Origin of the sequence: Roseateles aquae, assembly GCF_032337115.1 — a bacterium.
Lineage (GTDB): Bacteria > Pseudomonadota > Gammaproteobacteria > Burkholderiales > Burkholderiaceae_C > Roseateles_C > Roseateles_C aquae.
Genome location: NZ_JAVXZY010000014.1, coordinates 65645 through 84764, shown reverse-complemented (window position 1 = coordinate 84764; position 19120 = coordinate 65645). Strand labels below are relative to the sequence as shown.

Sequence of the window (19120 nt, the reverse complement as noted above, 5' to 3'; positions counted from 1 at the left end):
GACACTGCCCCCGCGCTGGCCCCTTGTGATGCTCACTGCTGCCCTGCTGGGTGGTTGCGCGCTGCCGCAGAGCAGCCCCACGCCGCGCAAGACCTCGGTCTACCAGAACGAGCGCTTCAACTCCGACGAGACCTTCTCACGGCTGTTCGACGGCAGCGTCGACGAGACTTGCGAGGCGGCACGCCGGGCGCTGCTGAGCCAGGGCTATGTGATCAACAGCGCCAAGTCCGGCCTGGTCAATGGCAGCAAGCGCTTCCAGCCCGATGGCGAGGTGCATGTGGAAATCAGCTTCAATGTCGTCTGCGTGCCCGACGGCAAGAACGCCCAGATCGCGACCGCCTATGTCTCGGCCCAGCAGGACCGGTACGCCATCAAGAAGAGCAGCAACGCCACCAGCATCGGTGTCAGTGCCATCGGCTCGATCTCGGTGCCGCTGTCGTCCAGCCAGGATTCAATGGTCAAGGTGGCGTCCGAGACCATTCCCGCCGGCGAGTTCTACGACCGCTATTTCGCCCTGATGCAGAAGCTGCTGCGCGAGCAATTGGTTGAACAGTGAAACCTCGGGAGACCGCTGCCATGAAGAACTGCCTGATGCTTGCCGGCCTGCTGGCCCTGTTGCCGCTGGCCGGCTGCGACGTCATCTACGAGGCTGCCCAGGATCAGGCCCAGCGAGACTGCAGCCGGCTGACCGACAACGTCGCCTACCGCGACTGCATGAAGCGCAACAGCGACAGCTACGACAGCTACGAGAAGAAGCGCGAGAAGGCCAAGTCGGGCAGCTGAACGGAGCAGGCGCGCCGCTGTCATCGCGGCGTCACGGCACTTGATCACCATCGCGGGCTGACATCCCGGGCTGCCCCCGGGGGCAGTGCCGGAGATGCGCGATGGTGGTGATCGAGGTAGACAAGCTGAGCAAGCGCTTCGGCGCCAAGCCCGCCTTGCGCGAGGTCTCGCTGCAGGTCGAGCGTGGTGAGATGGTCGCCCTGCTGGGCGCCTCGGGTTCCGGCAAATCGACGCTGCTGCGCCATCTGAACGGCCTACATCGCGGCGACGCTGGCAGCGTGCACCTGCTCGACCGCGAGGTGCAAGCCGATGGCCGCATCGCCGCGGATGTGCGCGCCACCCGCGCCCGCGTGGCGATGATTTTTCAGCAGTTCAATCTGGTCGACCGCCTGCCGGTGCTGAGCAATGTGCTGGCCGGCGCCTTGCACCGGATGCCGGCCTGGCGCTGGGCGCTGGGCCGCTTCACCGAGGCCGAGCTGGCGCGGGCCTTCGCGGCGCTGGAGCGTGTGGGCATCGGCGCCTGTGCCTGGCAGCGCGCCTCGACGCTGTCCGGCGGCCAGCAGCAGCGCGCCGCCATCTCGCGGGCCCTGGTGCAGGGCGCCGAGATCATCCTGGCCGACGAACCGATCGCCTCGCTGGACCCCGAATCGAGCCGCCGCGTGATGCAGCTGCTGGCCGAGCTGAACCGCGAGCTGGGTGTCACCGTGATGGTGTCGCTGCATCAGATCGACTACGCCTTTGCCTTCTGCCCGCGCACCATCGCGCTGCGCCATGGCGAGGTCGTCTACGACGGCCCGACCACCGCGCTCAGCAATGAGCGACTGCAACAGCTCTATGGCACGCAGAGCGAAGAGCTGCTGCTGCCCGCCCAACTGCCCGGCCTGAAGAAGCCCGTGCCCGCCCTGCACCCCGAGCCGGTGCTGCAGGCGGCCTGAGAACACCCACAAGAACGATCCCTGCTTTCACTTTTTCAAGAGCGAGACCCCTATGCAACGCCGTAACGTTCTGGCCCTGCTGGCCACCACCGCCGCCTGCTGGCTGGGCAATGTCCAGGCCCAGGCTGTCAAGGAAATCAACTTCGGCATGATCACGACCGAATCGTCCGCCCATCTGAAGGGCGCCTGGCAGCCGCTGCTGGACGATATGAGCCGGGCCACCGGCCTGAAGGTCAATGCCTTCTTCGCCACCGACTACTCCGGCGTCATCGAGGCGATGCGCTTCAACAAGGTGCAGATCGGCTGGTTCGGCAACAAGTCGGCCATCGAGGCCGTCGACCGTGCCCAGGGTGAAGTGTTCGCCAAGACCGTCGGCAAGGACGGCAACGAAGGCTATTACTCGATCCTCGTTGTCCATGCGGACAGCCCCTACAAGTCGCTGGACGATGTGTTGAAGGCGCGCGCCAACCTGACGCTGGGCTTTGGCGATCCGAACTCGACCAGCGGCACCCTGGTGCCCGGCTACTTCGCCTTTGCGCAGAACAAGGTCGAGCCGACGCGCGACTTCAAGCGCATGGTGCGCGCCAACCACGAGACCAATCTGCTGGCCGTCGTCAACAAGCAGGTCGATGTGGCCACCAACAACACCGAGAACTGGCACCGCTTCTCGATCACCAATGGCGACAAGCTCGGCCAGCTGCGCGAAATCTGGCGCTCGCCGCTGATCGCCAGCGACCCCATCGTCTGGCGCAAGGACCTGGACGAAGGCACCAAGGCCAAGCTGCGCGACTTCCTGCTCAGCTACGGCAAGAAGCCGGCCGAGCGCGAGATCCTGGAAAAGCTCAGCTACAGCGCATTCCGTGCCTCCAGCAATGCCCAGCTGGGCCCGGTGCGCCTGCTCGAACTGGCCCGTGAACGCGCCAAGATCGAGAACGACGCCGCACTGGCGGCCGACGAAAAGAGCAAGAAGCTGGCCGATATCGACACCCGCCTGGCCGAGCTGAACAAGCAGCAGGCCAAGCTGCAGTGATGCCCGTGAGCGCCGCGACACCGATCAACGCGCCACAGGGTCAGGTCTTGCCTGCGCCTGGGAGCCAGGCTGTGCCGCCACGGCCGCCGATGCGCAGCTGGCTGCTGATCGCCTGGGCCTTGTTGCTGGCCTTGCTGGCCGGCAGCTGGCGCGGCGCCGATATGCGGCCGCTGGACCTGATCCGCGACGCCGGCAATATCGCCAGCTACGCCGCCGGTTTCTTCCCGCCGGATTTCGGCGAATGGCGCTACTACCTGCAGGAACTGCTGATCACGCTGCAGATCGCGCTGTGGGGCACGGCGCTGGCCATCGTGGCCTCGGTGCCGCTGGCCCTGCTGGCGGCCGGCAACTTGACGCCGGCCTGGGTGCACCAGCCGGTGCGCCGCTTCCTCGATGCCTGCCGCGCCATCAACGAGATGGTGTTCGCGCTGCTCTTCGTCGTCGCCGTCGGCCTGGGGCCGTTTGCCGGCGTGCTGGCGCTGTTCGTGCACACCACCGGCGTGCTGGCCAAGCTGTTCTCGGAGGCCGTCGAGGCCATCGATCCGCAGCCGGTCGAGGGCCTGCGCGCCACCGGCGCCCATCCGCTGGCCGAGGTGCTCTACGGCGTCATCCCGCAGGTGATGCCGCTGTGGGTGTCCTATGCCTTGTACCGCTTTGAATCGAATGTGCGCTCGGCCTCGGTGGTCGGCATGGTCGGCGCCGGCGGCATCGGCATGGTGCTGTGGGATGTGATCCGCGGCTTCCAGTATGGCCAGACCGCCGCGGTGCTGATCCTGCTGGTGATCTCGGTGGCACTGATCGACCTGATCTCCTCGCAGGTTCGCAAGCGATTGGTTTGATGCTTTGGGAGCCGCGGCCATGGACATCATCGAACGGATTGACGCCTTGTTTGAAGCCCACGGCCGCCAGCCCTACGAGGGCCTGCGCGCCGAGCCCATCAGCGCGCTGGAACATGCGCTGCAATGTGCGCAGTTGGCCGAGTGGGCCCATGCCGACGCGACGCTGGTCGGCGCCGCGCTGCTGCACGACATCGGCCATTTCGTCGAGCGCTGCGACGACATCAGCGACGATCTGCACGAGCTGCGCGCGCTGCCTCTGCTGGAGAACCACTTCAGCGCAGCCCTGACCGAACCGATACGCCTGCATGTGCAGGCCAAGCGCTATCTGGTCGCCACCGATCCGGCCTATGCCCAGGGCCTGAGCCCGGCCTCGCGGCATTCGCTGCGGCTGCAGGGCGGGCCGATGAACGAGGGCGAACTCAGCGCCTTCGCGGCTCGGCCCTATGCCACCGAGGCGCTGGCGCTGCGCCGCTGGGACGATCTGGCCAAGACCCCGGGCCAGGCCACCCCGCCGCTGGACTACTACCTGGCGCTGCTGAGCGAGCTGCTGCCGCGCACCCGACTGGAGTGAGGCCCGTGCGGGGCGCCCGCGCCCGGGCGACACCTTTGGCGCTACAGTGCCAGCCATCCCCCAGCAGGAGCCCGCCGATGAAGCAGAACCCGCCCCAGGCCCGCCAGCGCAGCCGCCGCCAGCGCAAGAAGCTGCGCATCGGTGAATTCCAAGAACTGGCCTTCGATGTGCACGCGACGTTGAAGGCCGAGCTTGACGACGCCGCGCAGGAGCGCTTCATCGACGAGCTGCTGCTGCAGCTGATCCTGCCCCGCGGCCTGGACTTCGGCGGCGGCGCCAGCGGCGGCTTCGTCGCCAAGCTGGGTCGTGGCTCGGCCACCGAGGCCGACCGCGAGGCCGTGGCCGCCTGGTTCCGTGCCCGCAGCGAGGTCGCTGCCGTCACCGTGTCGCCGCTGCAGGATGCCTGGCACGATGGCACCCAGTACGTGCTGACGCCGCAAGCATGATGAACAACGCCATCCTGCAGCCGGTCTTTGCGTTGGCCGGCTGGACCGGCCTGGTGCTGCTGATGATCCCGCTGCGCCGCGTCGGCGCCGCGCGCCGGCGCGAGCTGCGCATCGACGATTTCAAGTACGGCGAATCAAGCGCAGTGCCGGCCCATGTGAGCATTCCGAACCGCAACTACATGAACCTGCTGGAGCTGCCGCTGCTGTTCTATGTGGCCTGCCTGATGCTGTTCGCCGCCCAGACCGCCACGGCCGCGCTCGTGACCACCGCGTGGCTCTACGTGGCGCTGCGCATCGTTCACAGCCTGATCCACCTCAGCTACAACAAGGTGCTGCACCGCTTTGCCGTCTTCGTGCTCAGCAACGTGGTGCTGGTGCTGCTGTGGCTGCAGGCAGGCTGGGCGCTGTTCTGAGGTCGTGCTCCTGCATAGCCCCCAATCCGGGTGATCTATTTGCACTGAATTGCGTGGTTATCATTTGCCCATAGCCAGTACGGCAAAGGGGGACACATGAACACACGCATTTTTCACAAGGGCCTGCTCGGCCTGGTGATCGGCAGCCTGCTCAGCAGCTGTGGCGGGGGTGGGGGCTCAGCGTCGCAGACCAGCAGCTATGAAACCACGCTGCAGCTGGACCACTACATGGACGGTTGCAATGGGATGTTCGAGTACCTGTGCCTGCGTGCGCGCAGCAGCGATACCGCCGACTGGGCGCCCATCGGCAATGCCATCCAGGGCTTCAAGTTTGAATGGGGTCATCGCTACAGCCTGCGGATTCGCGTGACCGAACGCGCGGTGCCTCCCATACCTGACGCGCCAAGCACGCAGGTCACTTACGAGCTGCTGCAGCTGCAGTCAGACACGCCGCAGCCCAGCAAGACAGCCTTCACGATCAAGATCCGTCAGCCGCAATACTCGCTTGAACTGGCGAACGACGGCAGCTGGCGCCTGCTCGGCCTGCCGTTGAGCTGCAGCACGGCGATCTGCCTTTCGCTGGCCAAGGCGCAGAGCACCAGACAGGAGGTGCAGCTTGATTTCGACCACAGCAACGCCCCGCAAGGCCCCTTGAATCTGTTGGCCGTGCGCTTGTCTGGCGCCTGAGCTGGGGCGCTGTCGCCAGACCTGCCCCAGCCGCCGCGCTCACAGCCCGTGCGTCACCAGCTTGAAGTCCGGATCATCCGGGAAGGGCTTGATCGCAAAGCCCAGGCCGCGCATCAGCTTCAGCATGCCGGGGTTGTTGGCCAGCACCAGGCCTTCGATCTCGGCCAGGCCCTTGTCGCGGGCCACATCCATGATGCTTTCCATCAGCCGTGAGCCCAGGCCGCGGCCGTTGAAATCATCGGCGACGACCAGCGAAAACTCGCAGCTGCTCGGGTCCGGGTTGGTGATGTAGCGTGACACGCCGACGATGCGCTCGCTCTCGACGATCTCGCCATCCGGCCCCGGCTGACGCTCGCGGTGCACGGCCACCAGGGCCATCTCGCGGTCGTAGTCGATCAGCGTGAAGCGGGCCAGCATCGCCGGCGGCAGCTCCTTCATGTGCGAGACAAAGCGGAAGTAGCGGCTCTCGGCCGACAGCTCCTGCACCAGGCGCTGCAGCATCTGCGCGTCGTCCGGATGCACCGGCCGCACCAGCACCTCGCCGCCGCCGCGCAGCGGCCAGAGCTGCTCGTAGCGGGCCGGGTAGGGCAGGATGGCCAGGTGCTGGTAGTTGCTCGAGCTGCCGGACAGCGCCTGCGGCGCGCTGTCGATGACGATGCGCGCATCGACGGCGACCGCACCGTGCTCGTCGACGATGATGGGATTGATGTCCATCTCGCGCAGCTGTGGCAGCTCGCAGACCATCTCGGACACGCGCAAGAGGATCTGCTCCAGCGCATCGACATCGGCGGCCGGCGCGCCGCGCCATTCGCCCAGTGTCTCGGCCACCCGCGAGCGCTCGATCAGCCGGCGGGCAAGGAACTGGTTCAGCGGCGGCAGCTCCATCGCGCGATCGCGTATCAGCTCGATCATCGTGCCGCCGGCGCCAAACACCAGCACCGGGCCGAAGGGCACATCGGTGGTCAGGCCCACATAGATCTCGCGGCCGCGCTCGGCGCCGGCCATCTTCTGCACCGTCACGCCATTGAGCCGCGCCGTGGGCTGGGCGCGAGCCACCCGCTCCATCATCGCCTTGTAGGCATCGCGCACCGCCAGGCCGCTGCCGAGGTTCAGCTCCACGCCCTGCACATCGGACTTGTGGCTGATGTCCGGCGAATCGATCTTCAGCGCCACCGGGAAGCCGAGCTGGGTGGCGATCATCATCGCCTCGTTGGCCGTGCGCGCCAGCAGCGTCTGCGTCACCGGGATGTGGAAGGCCGACAGCAGGGTCTTGCTCTCCATCTCGGTCAGCACCTTGCGGCGCTCGGCCAGCACGCTGTCGATCACCAGCCGCGCGCCTTCCAGATCGGGCTTGGCCAGCGAGGACAGCGGCGGCGGCGTCTGCTGCAGCAGGCGCTGGTTGGCATAGAAGGCGGCGATATGGCCGAAGGCGCCGACGGCCGCCTCGGGCGTGCGAAAGCTCGGGATCTGTGCCTCGTTGAGCAGGCCGCGGGCGGCCTGCAGCTCCGGGCTGTCGCCCATCCAGCAGCACAGCAGCGGCTTGGCCAGGCCGCTCTTGATCTCGGCCAGCGCCCGCGACACCGCCGCCGCATCGCCGCCGGGCTTCGGTGAATGGATGGCCAGCACGCCGTCAATCTGGGCGTCGCGGCCGGCCGCCTCGATGGCCGCGCGGTACTGCGCCGGTGTGGCTTCTTCCGAAAGATCGATCAGATCGGACAAGCTGGCCTGCGCCGGCAGCAAGGGCTGCAGCGCCGCCCGCGCCTCGCTGCCCAGCTGGCCCAGCTGCAGGCCGACTTGCGGCAGGCGGTCGGCCGCCAGCACGCCGGGGCCGCCGCCATTGGTGACGATGGCCAGGCGCCGGCCCACCGGGCGGTAGCGCGAGGCCAGGCATTTGGAGGCCGAGAACAGCTCGACAAAGCTGCGCACCCGCACCGCACCGGCGCGGCGCAGCGCAGCGTCGAAGACCTCGTCGCTGCCCACGATGGCGCCGCTGTGCGTCTGCGCCGCCGTCGTGCCGGCCGCCTGGCGACCGCCCTTGAGCACGATCACCGGCTTGGCATTGGCGGCCATGCGCAGCGCGCTCATGAAGCGGCGCGACTGCGCAATGCCCTCCAGGTAGACGACGATGCTGTGCGTCTGGCCGTCGTTGGCGAGGAAGTCCAGCACCTCGGCGATATCGACCGCGGTGTGCGGGCCCAGCGAGACCACCGAGGAGAAGCCAACGCCGTTGTTGCTGGCCCAGTCCAGCATCGCCGTTGTCAGCGCGCCCGACTGCGACACCAGGGCCAGCGGCCCAGGCGCGGCCAGCGGCCCGGCGGCGCTGGCGTTGAGCTGCAGCCGCGGCCGCTGCAGACCGAGGCTGTTGGGCCCGAGCAGCTGCACGCCCTCGCGGCGGGCGATGCGCTTGAGCTCAGCGGCCTGTTCGGCGCCTATGCCGCTGGAGAGGATCAGCGCCGCGCGGCAGGTCATGCGCCCAGCCACCTCCAGCGCCGCCGCCACATCGGCCGCCGGCAGCGCGATGATGGCCAGATCGGCCCGCGCCTGGGCCAGATCGGCCAGCGTGCCGCTGGTGTGGATGTCGAGGAACTGCAGTTCGCCGCTGTAGCGCTGGGCGCGCAGGGCTTCGTGAAGGAGCCGCGCCTGCGGGGTCAGGTCTTGACTCTCGCTGCCGGCACCGGGTCGCCCGGCGAAGACGACGATCGATTGCGGCGCAAACAGCGGGCTGAGGTAATGCTTGTCCATCGCCCCACTCTAGGCCCTGTTGACCGTTTCGCTCATGACCTGGGGCAAGCCCGGGCCAGCTGGTGGCTCGGCCAGCGTCGTCCAGACCCGTTCGTCCTGCCACTGCGCCACCCAGACCGGCACCTGCTCGGCCGGCATCGGGCGGGCAATGCCATAGCCCTGAGCCATCCGGCAGCCGAGCTGGAGCAGGGCCGCGCCGTGGGCCAGGGTCTCGACGCCTTCGGCAATCACCGGCCGGTTGAAGGCGCGGGCCAGGCGCACCACGCTGTCGACGATGCCGAAGTCGCTGGCGTCGCTGAGCATGTCGCGAACAAAGCTCTGGTCGATCTTGATCAGCTGCACCGGCAGCGCGCGGAAATAGGCCAGCGAGGAATAGCCGGTGCCGAAGTCGTCGAGCGCAAAGCTCACGCCCAAGGCCTGGCACTGCGTCAACACCTGCACCGCCCGGCTCAGGTCCGACAGGCCGGCCGTCTCGAGGATCTCCAGTTCGAGTCGCGACGGGTCGAGCGCCGGATGGCGCTGCAGCGCTGCCGCCAGTTCCTCGACAAAGCTGTTCTGCAGCAGATGCAGGGCGCTGATGTTGACGCTGACGTGCAAATCCAGGCCCTGCTGCTGCCAGGCCAGCACCTGACGCATCGCGCTGTCCAGCACCCATTCGCCCAGCGCCACCTCCAGCTCGCTGCCGTCGACATGGTGCAAGAAGCGGCCCGGCGGTAGCAGGCCCTGTTCCGGATGCTGCCAGCGTATCAGCGCCTCCATGCCGATGACCCGACCATCGGCCAGATCGACCTTGGGCTGGTAGTACAGCACGAACTCGTCCTGGTTCAGCGCCTGGCGCAGCCGGCCTTGCTGCTCGCGCAGCACCTGGACCTGGCGGTCGTGCACCGGGTCGAACAGGTAGTAACGATTCTTGCCCGCGTCCTTGGCCATGTACATGGCCTGGTCGGCATGGCGCAACAGCGTGTCGGCATCGGCGCCGTCTTCGGGGAACAGCGTCACGCCGATGCTGGCGGTGATCTGCAGCTGCAGGCTGCCCACCTGCAAGGGCGCCTGGATCGCGCTGAGCACCCGCTCCAGCAACGGCTGGCACTGATTGCTGCGCTCCAGCTCGGCCAGCAGCAGCACAAACTCGTCGCCACCCAGCCGCGCGATGGTGTCATGGCTGCGCAGCACGCCGGCAATGCGCTCGGCGATCTGCACCAGCAGCTGGTCGCCGATGCTGTGGCCGTGCTGGTCGTTGATGCTCTTGAAACCGTCCAGGTCCAGATAGCAGACCGCCAGCGACTTGGCATTGCGCCGCGCATTGAGCAGGCCGGTGTTCAGCCGGTCGCTGAGCAGGCGGCGGTTGGGCATGCCGGTCAGCGCGTCGAAATGGGCGATGCGGTCCAGCTCGGCCTCGTGGGTTTTTTGCTGGCTGATGTCGGTGAACACGCCGATGTAGTGCTGCAGCACGCCGGCCTCATTGCGCACCACCGAGATCGACAGCATCTCGGCATAGATCTCGCCGCTCTTGCGCCGGTTCCAGATTTCGCCGCGCCAGAAGTCGTGCTGGCGCACCGAATCCCACATCTCGGCGTAGAAGGCCAAGCTGTGCTGGCCTGATGCCAGGATGCGCGGCGACTGGCCCACCACCTCGGCGGCACTGTAGCCGGTGATCCGTTCAAACGCCGGGTTGACCTTGGTGATCAGCCGCTCGGTGCTGACCACCATGATGCCTTCGTAGCTGCTGCTGAACACGGTGGCCGCCTCGCGCTGCGCCAGCTCGTAGTTCTTGCGCTCGGTGATGTCGGTGTGCGTGCCCGACATCGTCCGCGGTCGGCCGTCCTCGGTCCATTCGACGACGCGGCCGCGCGAATGTATCCAGCGCCAGTGGCCGTTCTTGTTGCGACAGCGGATCTCGACATCGTGCTGCTCGTTCACGCCGGCAAGATGAGCGTCGATCGAGCGCATCGCCGCGGCCAGATCCTCGGGATGCACCAGCTCGGGCCAGTTGTCCTGCTGCACCCGCATCTCGCCGGGATCGTAGCCCAGCATGGTTTCGAAGCGCGGGCTGACGTGGAAGACCTGACCGATCAGGTCCCAGTCCCAGTAGCCCTGGTCTGAGCCCTCCAGCACCCGCGCCAGCCGGTGCTCGTTCTCGCGCAGCGCGGCCTCGGCGCGCTTGCGTTCGCTCAGGTCACGGCCGAAGGCCATATAGCGGCCGTCTTCCATCCGCGTCGTCGTCAGCTCAACGCAGACCTCGCTGCCATCATCGCGGCGCAAGCGCCATTCGCGACGGATGAAGCGCTCCAGCTCAAGCTGCTGCAAATGCGGCTGTAGATGCTGCAGCTCATCGGCGCTGAGCATCTCGCTGATATGCATTGCCTGCAGCTGCTCCAGGCTGTGGCCGGTCAAGCGGCAGGCGGCCGGGTTGGCGTAGAGATAACGCCCCTGTTCGTCGGCAATCCAGATGCCGTCGACCGCCTCCTGCAGCACAAAGTGCAGATCGTCATCCAGGCGCTTGCGCTCCGTGATGTCCTGCAGCGTGCCGATCAGCTGGACGCATCGCCCCTGCTCATCCAGCAGCGCCTGACCACGCGCCGTCACCCAGCGCAGCTCGCCGCTATCGGCGCGGCGCAGCTGGGCGTCATGCTGAAAGCTGCCGCCATGGTCACGCAGCTGTTGCAGGGACTGAGAGATCAGCTGCCAGCTGGCCGGGAGGAAGTGGCGGTCCAGCTCAGACAACTCGGGCGGCGCTTGCGCGGGGTCGAGCCCGAAGATTGCGAACAGCTCGGCTGACCAGAAATGCGCCCCGGTCTCAAGCTGCCACGACCAGTTACCGACATGGGCCAGCCGCTGCGCCGCCAGCATCGCCGCCTCGCTGCGCTGCACCCGGGCCTCGGCCTCGCTGCGCGCGGTGATGTCGCGCGAGATGCCGAACAGGCCGGTGATGGCCTCGTCGCCATCGCGGATCACACCCTTGGTGACCAGGAAATTCAACTGGCGGCCATCCGCGGTACGCACCAGCTCCTCATGTGTTTGGGTCAGTCCCGAAGCAAGCACCGCCCGATCGCGCGCGCGGACGAATTCAGCCGTGGCGTTTGGAAAGATCGCGCCGTCGTCGGCACCAATGATGTCCTTGACCGGTCGCCCGACAAACCGCGCCGCCGCCTCGTTGGCGTACAGATAGCGGCCCTGCACATCCTTGACGAAGACGGCATCCGAGGTCCCCGACACCACCGCCTGCAGCAGGCCGCGGCTGAATTCGGCGCGCACCAGCGCCCGGCCCAGCTGCTCGCTGAGCAGGCTGACGGCCACGCCATTGAGCAGCAGAAAGACCCACTGAACCAAGTCATGTTGCGCAGCCAGGCCCAGGCTGCGGTTCGGTTCAGCCACCGACAGGGCGATCACGCCCAGCGTCGTGAACAGAGTGGCCGACAGCCCCGGCAGCCAGCCCCCCAGCAGTGCGCTGACGGTGATGGGCAGCATGAACAGAATCAGCATCGGGCGGTCGCCCAGGCTGTGGATCAATGCCCGATGAAGCGCCAGCATGAGCACACTCAACACGACAGCCAAGCCATACGCCCACCAGCGGCGGCGGCGACCACGCTGGGAAACCAGCTTGTCAATTTCGGTGGGATCATGAGCGGGCACGGCGCGCAAGGCCAGCGCAAACAACAGCGCGGTGCTGAGCACGAAAAAGACGCCCTTGGCCGTTCCTATCCAGCGCGCCTGCTCGCCAGGAACGAATTGCCCCAGCAGCTGGTCGGACAGGAATATCCACGCCAGAGCCAGCAAGAGATAGCCAACCGTGACCGACACGATATAGCGGCCGCGCGCGCCAGAACCCATCTTCACCCGCCTCCGCTGCACGGCAGGAGCTGCCGCTTCGGTGAATCCATGCAATCTGCGGGCCAGCATAGCAAAGCCTGCGCAGACAATACGGCCGATGTGGACAAGGAATGCACAGTTTTCCCGGCCGAGGCAAGGCCTGACCCCCGGTCGAATCGCTGCTGTGCTGGTGGTGCTGGCCGGCATGACCGGCACTGCCCAGGCCGATGTGCGCAGCGAAGAGATCGCCGAATGCCGCCCCGGCGAGATCGCCACCTGGGGTGATGGCGTCGACCGCCCGGCGCTGGCCACGCCGCTGCGTCTGGCCTACGAGCATGCCGGTGCGCCGGCCTGGTTCGCCAGCGCCGAGCTGCGCAGCATGCTGGCTCGCGCGGCCCATGCCTGGGCAGCCTGTGGCGTGGCCGCCGAGCTGCTGCCGCCCGGCGCTTCCGCCACGGCGGGCGCCGTGCGCGTGCAGTGGAATGCCGCCGCGGCGCGCGACACCTTCGGACTGGCCAACCTCGGCCAGCGCACGCTGAGCCTGAACCCCGACAGCTTTGCGCTGCTGCGCCAGCGCAATCCGCGTCACGATGCCCGGCAGACGCTGCAGATGGTGATCTCGCACGAGATGGGCCATTTCTTCGGCCTGATGGCGCATTCACGCCGCTGTGTCGACGTCACCAGCTACTACCACGATGGCCAGGGCCATCACTGCCTGGCCCGTGACCCCGCCCTGGTCAAGGCCAGCCCCGAGTACCGCGCCGTGCTGCCCACCGCCTGCGACATCGCGCGCTGCCGGGCCGCCAACGGCCGCTGAAAGCCCGCGCCATGCCTCGCTTTGCCGCCAATCTGTCGATGCTCTATCCGGAGCATGACTTCCTCGACCGTTTTGCCGCCGCCGCGGCCGATGGCTTCAGCGCCGTCGAATACCTGTTCCCCTATGCCTATCCGGCCGAAGTGCTGACGAGACGATTGGCCGAGCACGGCCTGCAGCAGGTCCTGTTCAACGCGCCGCCGGGCGACTGGGCGGCCGGCGAGCGCGGCCTGGCCTGCCTGCCGGGGCGTGAGGCCGAGTTCCGCGCCGGCATCACCGAGGCGCTCGCCTATGCCGCCGCGCTGGCCTGCCCGCGCCTGCATGTGATGGCCGGCATTGCGCCGGCCGGCATGCCATGGGAGCCACTGCAGGCCGCCTATCAGGCCAATCTAGCCTGGGCCGCCGCGCAGGCGGCGCGCCAGGGCGTCACGCTGCTGATCGAGCCGATCAATGGCCGCGATATGCCCGGCTATTTTCTGCAGCGCCAGCAGCAGGCGCATGAGGTGCTGGCCGCCGTTGGCGCGGCGAATCTGAGCGTGCAGATGGATCTCTATCATCTGCAGATCGTCGAGGGCGATGTCAGCACGCGGCTGCGGCAGTACCTGCCCGGCGGGCGGGTCGGCCATATCCAGATTGCCGGCGTGCCCGAGCGGCAGGAGCCCGACCGCGGCGAGCTGAACTACGACTATCTGTTCGCGCTGATCGACGAACTGGGCTACACGGGCTGGATAGGCTGCGAGTACCGCCCGCGCGCCGCCACCTCGGCGGGCCTGGGCTGGCTGCAGCGCTGGCGCTGACTCCTCAGGGCAAGCCCTCGGTGGCGGCGGGCTGCGCGGCGGCCGTCAGCCCATACAGCGCCAGCAGGCCCAGCACATGGCCGATGGCCACGCCGGGCTCGCCGGCCTCGATGCGCCCTATGGTCTGCACATGCACGCCCAGCCGTTCGGCCGCGGCCGCCTGGCCTTCGCCCGCCCGCAGCCGGGCCGCCTTGGCCGCCGCGCCGAGCGCGCGTATCGCCTGCAGGGTGTGCTCGCCGAGCTCGGAGGAAATGCGTTTGCCTTGTGCCATCGGCGTATTTTGTCAGTACAGCCGGATCGCGCTGTCGATATGCCAGCTGCGGCGGATCTCAATCACGTCGTAATCGCGCGCCAGCGCTGGCGGGAAGGCCGGATAGGCGGCCTGGCTCTGGATCACCCGGCGGATCGATTCGTCCAAGGCCGGCACACCGCTGGAGCGGATGAAGCTGATCGATTCCACCGAGCCGTCGCTGCGTATGGCCATCATCACCATCGCGTCGGTATAGGGCTGCTTGGCCGCCTCGCGCACCAGCTCCATCGTCATGTTCAGCTGGATCTTGCGGGCCATCGCCTCGGCATAGGCGACCAGCTCGCCATTCGGGTCGCTGCGCCCGAGCAGGCGGCCACGGCGCAGCGCGCTGGCGGCGGGCAGCAGTGGCGAGTTGGCGCGGGTGGCGGCATTGGCCTGAGCAGCAGCGGCCTCGCGCTGCGCCGCCTCCTCATTCAGCTGCCGGCCGATGGCGCGCAGCTTGGCCTCGCGGGCCTCGGCCTCGGCCAGCGCCGCCGCCCGCACGGCGGCCTGCCGAGCGGCTTCCTGCCTGACGGCCTCGGCGCGTGCCGCTTCCAGGCGTTGCGCCTCCAGTCGAGCTGCCAGCTGGCGGTCAGCCTCTTGGCGCTCCGCCACCTGCCGCAGGGCCTCAAGCCGTGCAGCCTCGACCCGCGCTGCTTCCAGGCGGGCCGCTTCCGCACGGGCCGCGGCCAGCCGCGCGGCTTCGGCACGTTCGGCTTCTTGGTGGGCCGCCGCCAGCCGCTGTGCCTCCTGGCGCTGCGCTTCGGCCCGCGCCGCTTCCTGTCTGGCGGCTTCAGCGCGGGCGGCCTCCAGACGCAGCACCTCGGCCTGGCTGGCGGCCTGTGCCGCCGCTTGTGCCGCCGCCTGCTCGGCCAGCCTGGCGGCGGCCTGCTGGCGCAGTGCTTCCAAGCGTGCGGCCGCCTGCCGCGCCGCCTCCTGGCGCTCGGCCTCCAGCCGTGCCGCTTCGGCCTGCACGGCCTGCTGGCGGGCAATTTCCTGATGGAGCTGCTGCAACTGCTGTTGGCGCAGCTGCCAGCGGGCGGCCAGGCGCTCGACTTCCTGGTGTGCGGCGTCCTGTTGTTGCTGCTGTTGTTGCTGCTGCTGGGCCACACGCTCAGCCGCCTGCTCTGCTTGTGAGCGCAGCAGCTGCTGCTCCAGCTGGCGTTCCCAGGTCCGCAGCGCGGCGCGCGCCTGCAGGACTTCTGGCAGGACATTTGACAGGGCGGGCTCGCTGGCCAGGCTGACTGCGCTGGCCGCCGGCGCTGCCGGAGTCGCCGCGGCCTGCGACGGTTGCTGGGCGGCAGCACGGGCCAGCCGTGGCTCCAGCGGCAGCACGCCCTCGTCCGGCTCGGCGGCTGTTCGCCACAGCGCGGGCTCGAACTGAGCCAGCGCGATCAGCGCCAGCGGATCGGCGGGCTCGGGGTCGACTGCGGGAACGGCGGCGGGAACGGCGGCGGGAGCAGGGGCGGGAGCAGCGACGATGCCGGCTGCTGGCCGCGGCGGGGGCGCCGCCTCCGCCGCAGGCCGGCTGGCGTCAGGCGGCGCGAGCGCCTCCAGGCTGGCCGCGGTGGCCAGCGGTGCACTCGGCGCCGGCTCTGCCGGCAGTACGGCAGGGGGCTCCGGCGCTACGGCGGCAGGGGCAGGCGGCGTCGGCAACAGGCGCAGCTGCAGATCCGGCACCTGGACCCGGCGGCTCTGCCAGGGCAGGCCAAGGCCCGGCAAGCCATCACCGTCCGCGCCGATGAACAGGCTCAGCAGCAGCCCGTGCACCAGCAAGGAAACACCCCAGGCCCGCGCCTCGCGCCAGCGGGCGGCGCGCGGGCTCAGGCGGCGCGAAACCCAGCGTGGCAGGCCATCGTCTGGCCTCGGGCTTGGCTCGGTGGCAAGGCTCAAACGCAGACCTCCACGGTCTGGCTCTGAGGACGAGGGCTGATTCGCATGGCGCGCATTGTCATCGCAAGCGCGCAAGCGGCTGCCCAGAGCAAACCAGCGTGGCCGCGCGGCGCTGCTGGTGGCCCTCCTCAACGCTAGGGATGCACACAGGGCGCCGGCACAGGCACAGTCGGCGCACGGCAGACAGGAGCACAGCCATGGCCCAATTCGTACTTGGCCCCTCGTCCTTGAAGGAACTGCAAGGGGTGCATCCCGACCTGGTGGCGGTGGTTCAGCGGGCCATCACGATCAGCATCCAGGATTTTTCCGTGCACGACGGCATACGCACGCAGGCCGAACAGCAGCAGCTGGTCGCCGCCGGGGCCTCGCAGACCATGGACTCGCGCCACATCAGCGGCCACGCGGTTGATCTGGTGCCCTATATCAATGGCAAGCTGCGCTGGGAGTGGCCGCCCATCTATGTGATTGCCGACGCCGTGCGCATGGCCGCCCGCCAGCTCGGCACCCCGATACGCTGGGGTGGCGCCTGGGACATTGACTTCACCGCCTCGACCGAGCCGCCCGAAGATCTGGTGACGGCCTATGTCGCAAGGCGCAAGAAGCTGGGACTGAAGGCCTTCATCGACGGCCCGCACTACGAGCTGCCCAAGGACAAATATCCTTAAGGCAGCGTCAGTCGGCGCCGCTCAAGCAAATCGCCGCGCGCCCAGCACGCAGGCCAGCAGGGCCAGCGCCAGCGCGAGCAGCCCGGCGCTGACCGTCTCGTTCAGCAGCAGCGCGGCCAGTGCCAGGCCAAGCAAGGGCTGCAGCAGCTGCAGCTGGCTGACCGCCGCCACACCGCCCTGCTGCAGGCCGCGGTACCAGAACACAAAGCCGATCAGCATGCTGAACAGCGACACATAGCCCAGGCTCAGCCAGGCGCTCAGATGAACGCCAGCCACGCTGGCCGGCCACTGCCAGAACGCAAGCCCCGCCATCGCCGGCAGCGCCAGCACCAGGGCCCAGCTGATGACCTGCCAGCCGCCCAGCTGTCGCGTCAGCTGCGCGCCCTCGGCATAGCCATAGCCGCAGACCAGGATCGCCAGCAGCATCAAGCCGTCCCCCGCCAACAGCCCGCCGGCACCACGGCTCAGCGCAAAGGCCAGCAGCAGCGCACTGCCCAGCGCCGAGAAGGCCCAAAAGGCCGGGCGAGGGCGCTCGCCGCCGCGCCAGACGCCGCAGGCCGCCGTGACCAGCGGCAGCAGGCCGAGAAAGACGATGGAATGGGCCGCGTCGACCTGGCGCAGCGCCAGCGCCGTCAGCAGCGGAAAACCCAGCACAACGCCCAGCGCCACGCCGGCCAGGGCGCGCAGCTGCGTCAGTGTGGGCCGCGGCTGGCGCAGCAGCAGGAGTAGGGCCAGCGCCACGGCAGCGGCGATACAGGCACGCGCTGCTGTCAGGAACAGCGGCTCGAAGTCGCGCACCGCCAGCCGGGTGGCCGGCAGCGAGCCGCTGAAGATCAACACACCAAGCGCGCCATTGATCCAGCCGGCGCGTGCCTGGTGTCTGCCGCCCTCGCCATCGGCGCCCGGTGTTTTGCTGACCGTTTGAATACCCGCCACGGCTGGCGCTGCTGAAATTCGAATCATCTCTGCCCTGTCTGCGCATCAAGCTGCACATTGCGAGCGCCCATGCTAGGCCGCACAATCATGACGATCAAATCATTGTCATGGATACAGATGCCCAAGGCCCGCTACAAACAGCTGCTGGATCGCCTGGCCGATGAGATCCGCAGCGGCCGCCTGTCGCCCGGTAGCCGGCTGCCCACGCACCGCGCACTGGCGGCGCGCGAAGGCCTGGCCCTGGTCACGGCCAGCCGCGTCTACGCCGAGCTGGCGGCCATGGGCCTGGTCAGCGGCGAGACTGGCCGCGGCACCTTCGTCAAGGAGACGGCGCTGCCGCCGGGCCAGGGCGTCGATCTGACGGCGGCGGCGCCCGATGCCGTCGACCTCAGCTTCAACTACCCGGCCCTGCCCGGCCAGGCCGAGCTGCTGCGCCAGGCGCTGCGCCGACTGGCCCAGGCCGGCGATCTCGAGGCGCTGCTGCGCTATCAGCCCCATGGCGGCCGGCTGCGCGACCGTGCCAGCGTGGCGCACTATCTGCGCGCCCGCGGGCTCAGCGTGCCGCCCGAGCAGCTGATGCTGGTGGACGGCGCCCAGCACGGCCTCGCGCTGACGGCGATGGCCCTGCTGCAGCCGGGTGATGTGGTCGCCATCGATGCGCTGAGCTATCCCGGCTTCAAGCTGGTCGCTGAGGCCTTCCGGCTGGAGCTGCTGGCACTGCCGGCCGATGGCCCGGGGCCCGATCTGGACGTGCTGGAGCGACTGTGCCGGCGCCGCCGCGTCCGCGCGGTCTACACCATGCCCACGCTGCAGAACCCGCTGGGCTGGGTCACCGGGCTGAAGCGCCGCCGCGCGCTCGTCGCCCTTGCCCGCCAGCACGGCCTGATGCTGATCGAGGACGCGGCCTATGCCTATCTGGCCGAACCGGCGCCGCCGCCGCTGGCCGCGCTGGCGCCGGAGCTGACGGTCTATGTCAGTGGCTTCTCCAAGAACGTGGCGGCCGGCCTGCGCGTCGGCTATCTGGTCGCGCCATCGGCCTGGGTGCCGGCGATCGAACGCGCCATCCGCGCCACCACCTGGAACACCGCCGGCGTGATGACGGCACTGGCCTGCGGCTGGCTGGACGATGGCAGCGTTGCCCGGCTCGAAGCTGAAAAGCGCGCCGATGCCCGGCTGCGCCAGACCCTGGCCGCCGTCCTGCTCAAGCCCCTGCCGCGCATCGGCCATCCGGCCTCCTACTTCCTCTGGCTGCCGCTGCCCGAGGGCGTGCGCGCCGACCAGCTCGCGCTGGCCCTGATGCAGCAGGGCATCGCCGTCAGCACCGCCGAGCCCTATGCGACCGGCAAGACCGTGCCCCATGCGATTCGCCTGGCGCTGGGATCGGTCGAGCTGCCGGTGTTGCGGCAGGCTTTGTTGCGGGTGGCGGAAGCGGTTGCCGAGCGCAGTGTTTGACTGCACTGGCGCAGCAGA

Annotated in this window: 18 protein-coding genes; 13 read left to right on the top strand and 5 right to left on the bottom strand. The window is 68.6% G+C overall.

Features of this window, described 5'->3' with window-relative positions:
* Positions 1-28 precede the first annotated feature (28 nt).
* The 9 genes from RQP53_RS23690 to RQP53_RS23650 all read left to right on the top strand — a co-directional run bounded on the left by RQP53_RS23690 (position 29) and on the right by RQP53_RS23650 (position 5704).
* Complete coding sequence (locus RQP53_RS23690) at positions 29-556, top strand: DUF2242 domain-containing protein (protein ID WP_315653201.1); 528 nt, start codon at positions 29-31, stop codon at positions 554-556.
* Positions 557-576: 20 nt separating this feature from the next.
* A complete protein-coding gene (locus RQP53_RS23685) occupies positions 577-783 on the top strand; it encodes a hypothetical protein (RefSeq protein WP_315653200.1) in 207 nt (68 codons plus the stop codon).
* 101 nt (positions 784-884) lie between these two features.
* The gene (gene phnC, locus RQP53_RS23680) at positions 885-1718 is read left to right on the top strand and encodes a phosphonate ABC transporter ATP-binding protein (RefSeq protein ID WP_315653199.1); all 834 of its coding nucleotides are present in this window, start codon (positions 885-887) and stop codon (positions 1716-1718) included.
* Positions 1719-1770: 52 nt separating this feature from the next.
* The gene (gene phnD / locus RQP53_RS23675; RefSeq protein ID WP_315653198.1) at positions 1771-2748 is read left to right on the top strand and encodes a phosphonate ABC transporter substrate-binding protein; all 978 of its coding nucleotides are present in this window, start codon (positions 1771-1773) and stop codon (positions 2746-2748) included.
* On the top strand, positions 2748-3587 hold the full coding sequence (gene phnE / locus RQP53_RS23670) for a phosphonate ABC transporter, permease protein PhnE (protein WP_434064144.1): 840 nt from the start codon (positions 2748-2750) through the stop codon (positions 3585-3587). Before phnD ends, phnE begins: the two co-directional genes overlap by 1 nt.
* Before the next feature lie 19 nt (positions 3588-3606).
* Positions 3607-4158: an HD domain-containing protein gene (locus RQP53_RS23665; RefSeq protein ID WP_315653197.1), complete on the top strand. Its 552-nt coding sequence runs from the start codon at positions 3607-3609 to the stop codon at positions 4156-4158.
* A gap of 77 nt (positions 4159-4235) precedes the next feature.
* Positions 4236-4604 carry a YggL family protein gene (locus RQP53_RS23660; RefSeq protein WP_315653196.1) on the top strand — a complete coding sequence of 123 codons (369 nt, stop codon included), beginning with the start codon at positions 4236-4238 and terminating at the stop codon, positions 4602-4604.
* Positions 4604-5017, top strand: coding sequence for an MAPEG family protein (locus RQP53_RS23655; protein ID WP_315653195.1), 414 nt, complete (start codon positions 4604-4606; stop codon positions 5015-5017). Before RQP53_RS23660 ends, RQP53_RS23655 begins: the two co-directional genes overlap by 1 nt.
* Positions 5018-5113: 96 nt before the next feature.
* A complete protein-coding gene (locus tag RQP53_RS23650; protein WP_315653194.1) occupies positions 5114-5704 on the top strand; it encodes a DUF4377 domain-containing protein in 591 nt (196 codons plus the stop codon).
* A gap of 39 nt (positions 5705-5743) precedes the next feature.
* Here RQP53_RS23650 and RQP53_RS23645 read toward each other — a convergent pair whose 3' ends face one another.
* Both RQP53_RS23645 and RQP53_RS23640 read right to left on the bottom strand, forming a co-directional pair.
* Entirely contained in the window at positions 5744-8446 is a 2703-nt protein-coding gene (locus tag RQP53_RS23645) for a bifunctional acetate--CoA ligase family protein/GNAT family N-acetyltransferase (protein ID WP_315653193.1), read from the bottom strand.
* Positions 8447-8455: 9 nt separating this feature from the next.
* The gene (locus RQP53_RS23640) at positions 8456-12277 is read right to left on the bottom strand and encodes a PAS domain S-box protein (RefSeq protein ID WP_315653192.1); all 3822 of its coding nucleotides are present in this window, start codon (positions 12275-12277) and stop codon (positions 8456-8458) included.
* Positions 12278-12461: 184 nt separating this feature from the next.
* Here RQP53_RS23640 and RQP53_RS23635 point away from each other — a divergent pair, with 184 nt between their 5' ends.
* Together RQP53_RS23635 and otnI are read left to right on the top strand one after the other, a co-directional pair.
* Entirely contained in the window at positions 12462-13073 is a 612-nt protein-coding gene (locus RQP53_RS23635) for a zinc metalloprotease (protein ID WP_315653191.1), read from the top strand.
* A gap of 11 nt (positions 13074-13084) precedes the next feature.
* Positions 13085-13867 carry a 2-oxo-tetronate isomerase gene (gene otnI / locus RQP53_RS23630; protein ID WP_315653190.1) on the top strand — a complete coding sequence of 261 codons (783 nt, stop codon included), beginning with the start codon at positions 13085-13087 and terminating at the stop codon, positions 13865-13867.
* A gap of 4 nt (positions 13868-13871) precedes the next feature.
* Here otnI and RQP53_RS23625 read toward each other — a convergent pair whose 3' ends face one another.
* Positions 13872-14138, bottom strand: a complete 267-nt coding sequence (locus tag RQP53_RS23625; RefSeq protein ID WP_315653189.1) for a helix-turn-helix domain-containing protein — start codon at positions 14136-14138, stop codon at positions 13872-13874.
* A gap of 12 nt (positions 14139-14150) precedes the next feature.
* On the bottom strand, positions 14151-16049 hold the full coding sequence (locus RQP53_RS23620) for a TonB C-terminal domain-containing protein (RefSeq protein ID WP_315653188.1): 1899 nt from the start codon (positions 16047-16049) through the stop codon (positions 14151-14153).
* Positions 16050-16246: 197 nt separating this feature from the next.
* Between RQP53_RS23620 and RQP53_RS23615 the strand changes: the two genes are divergently transcribed.
* Positions 16247-16714: a M15 family metallopeptidase gene (locus tag RQP53_RS23615; RefSeq protein ID WP_315653187.1), complete on the top strand. Its 468-nt coding sequence runs from the start codon at positions 16247-16249 to the stop codon at positions 16712-16714.
* A 21-nt stretch (positions 16715-16735) separates the two neighbouring features.
* Here the strand turns inward: RQP53_RS23615 and RQP53_RS23610 are convergent, their stop codons facing one another.
* Positions 16736-17572 carry a DMT family transporter gene (locus RQP53_RS23610; RefSeq protein ID WP_315653242.1) on the bottom strand — a complete coding sequence of 279 codons (837 nt, stop codon included), beginning with the start codon at positions 17570-17572 and terminating at the stop codon, positions 16736-16738.
* A 195-nt stretch (positions 17573-17767) separates the two neighbouring features.
* Between RQP53_RS23610 and RQP53_RS23605 the strand changes: the two genes are divergently transcribed.
* Complete coding sequence (locus tag RQP53_RS23605) at positions 17768-19102, top strand: aminotransferase-like domain-containing protein (protein ID WP_315653241.1); 1335 nt, start codon at positions 17768-17770, stop codon at positions 19100-19102.
* The last annotated feature ends 18 nt before the right edge of the window (positions 19103-19120 follow it).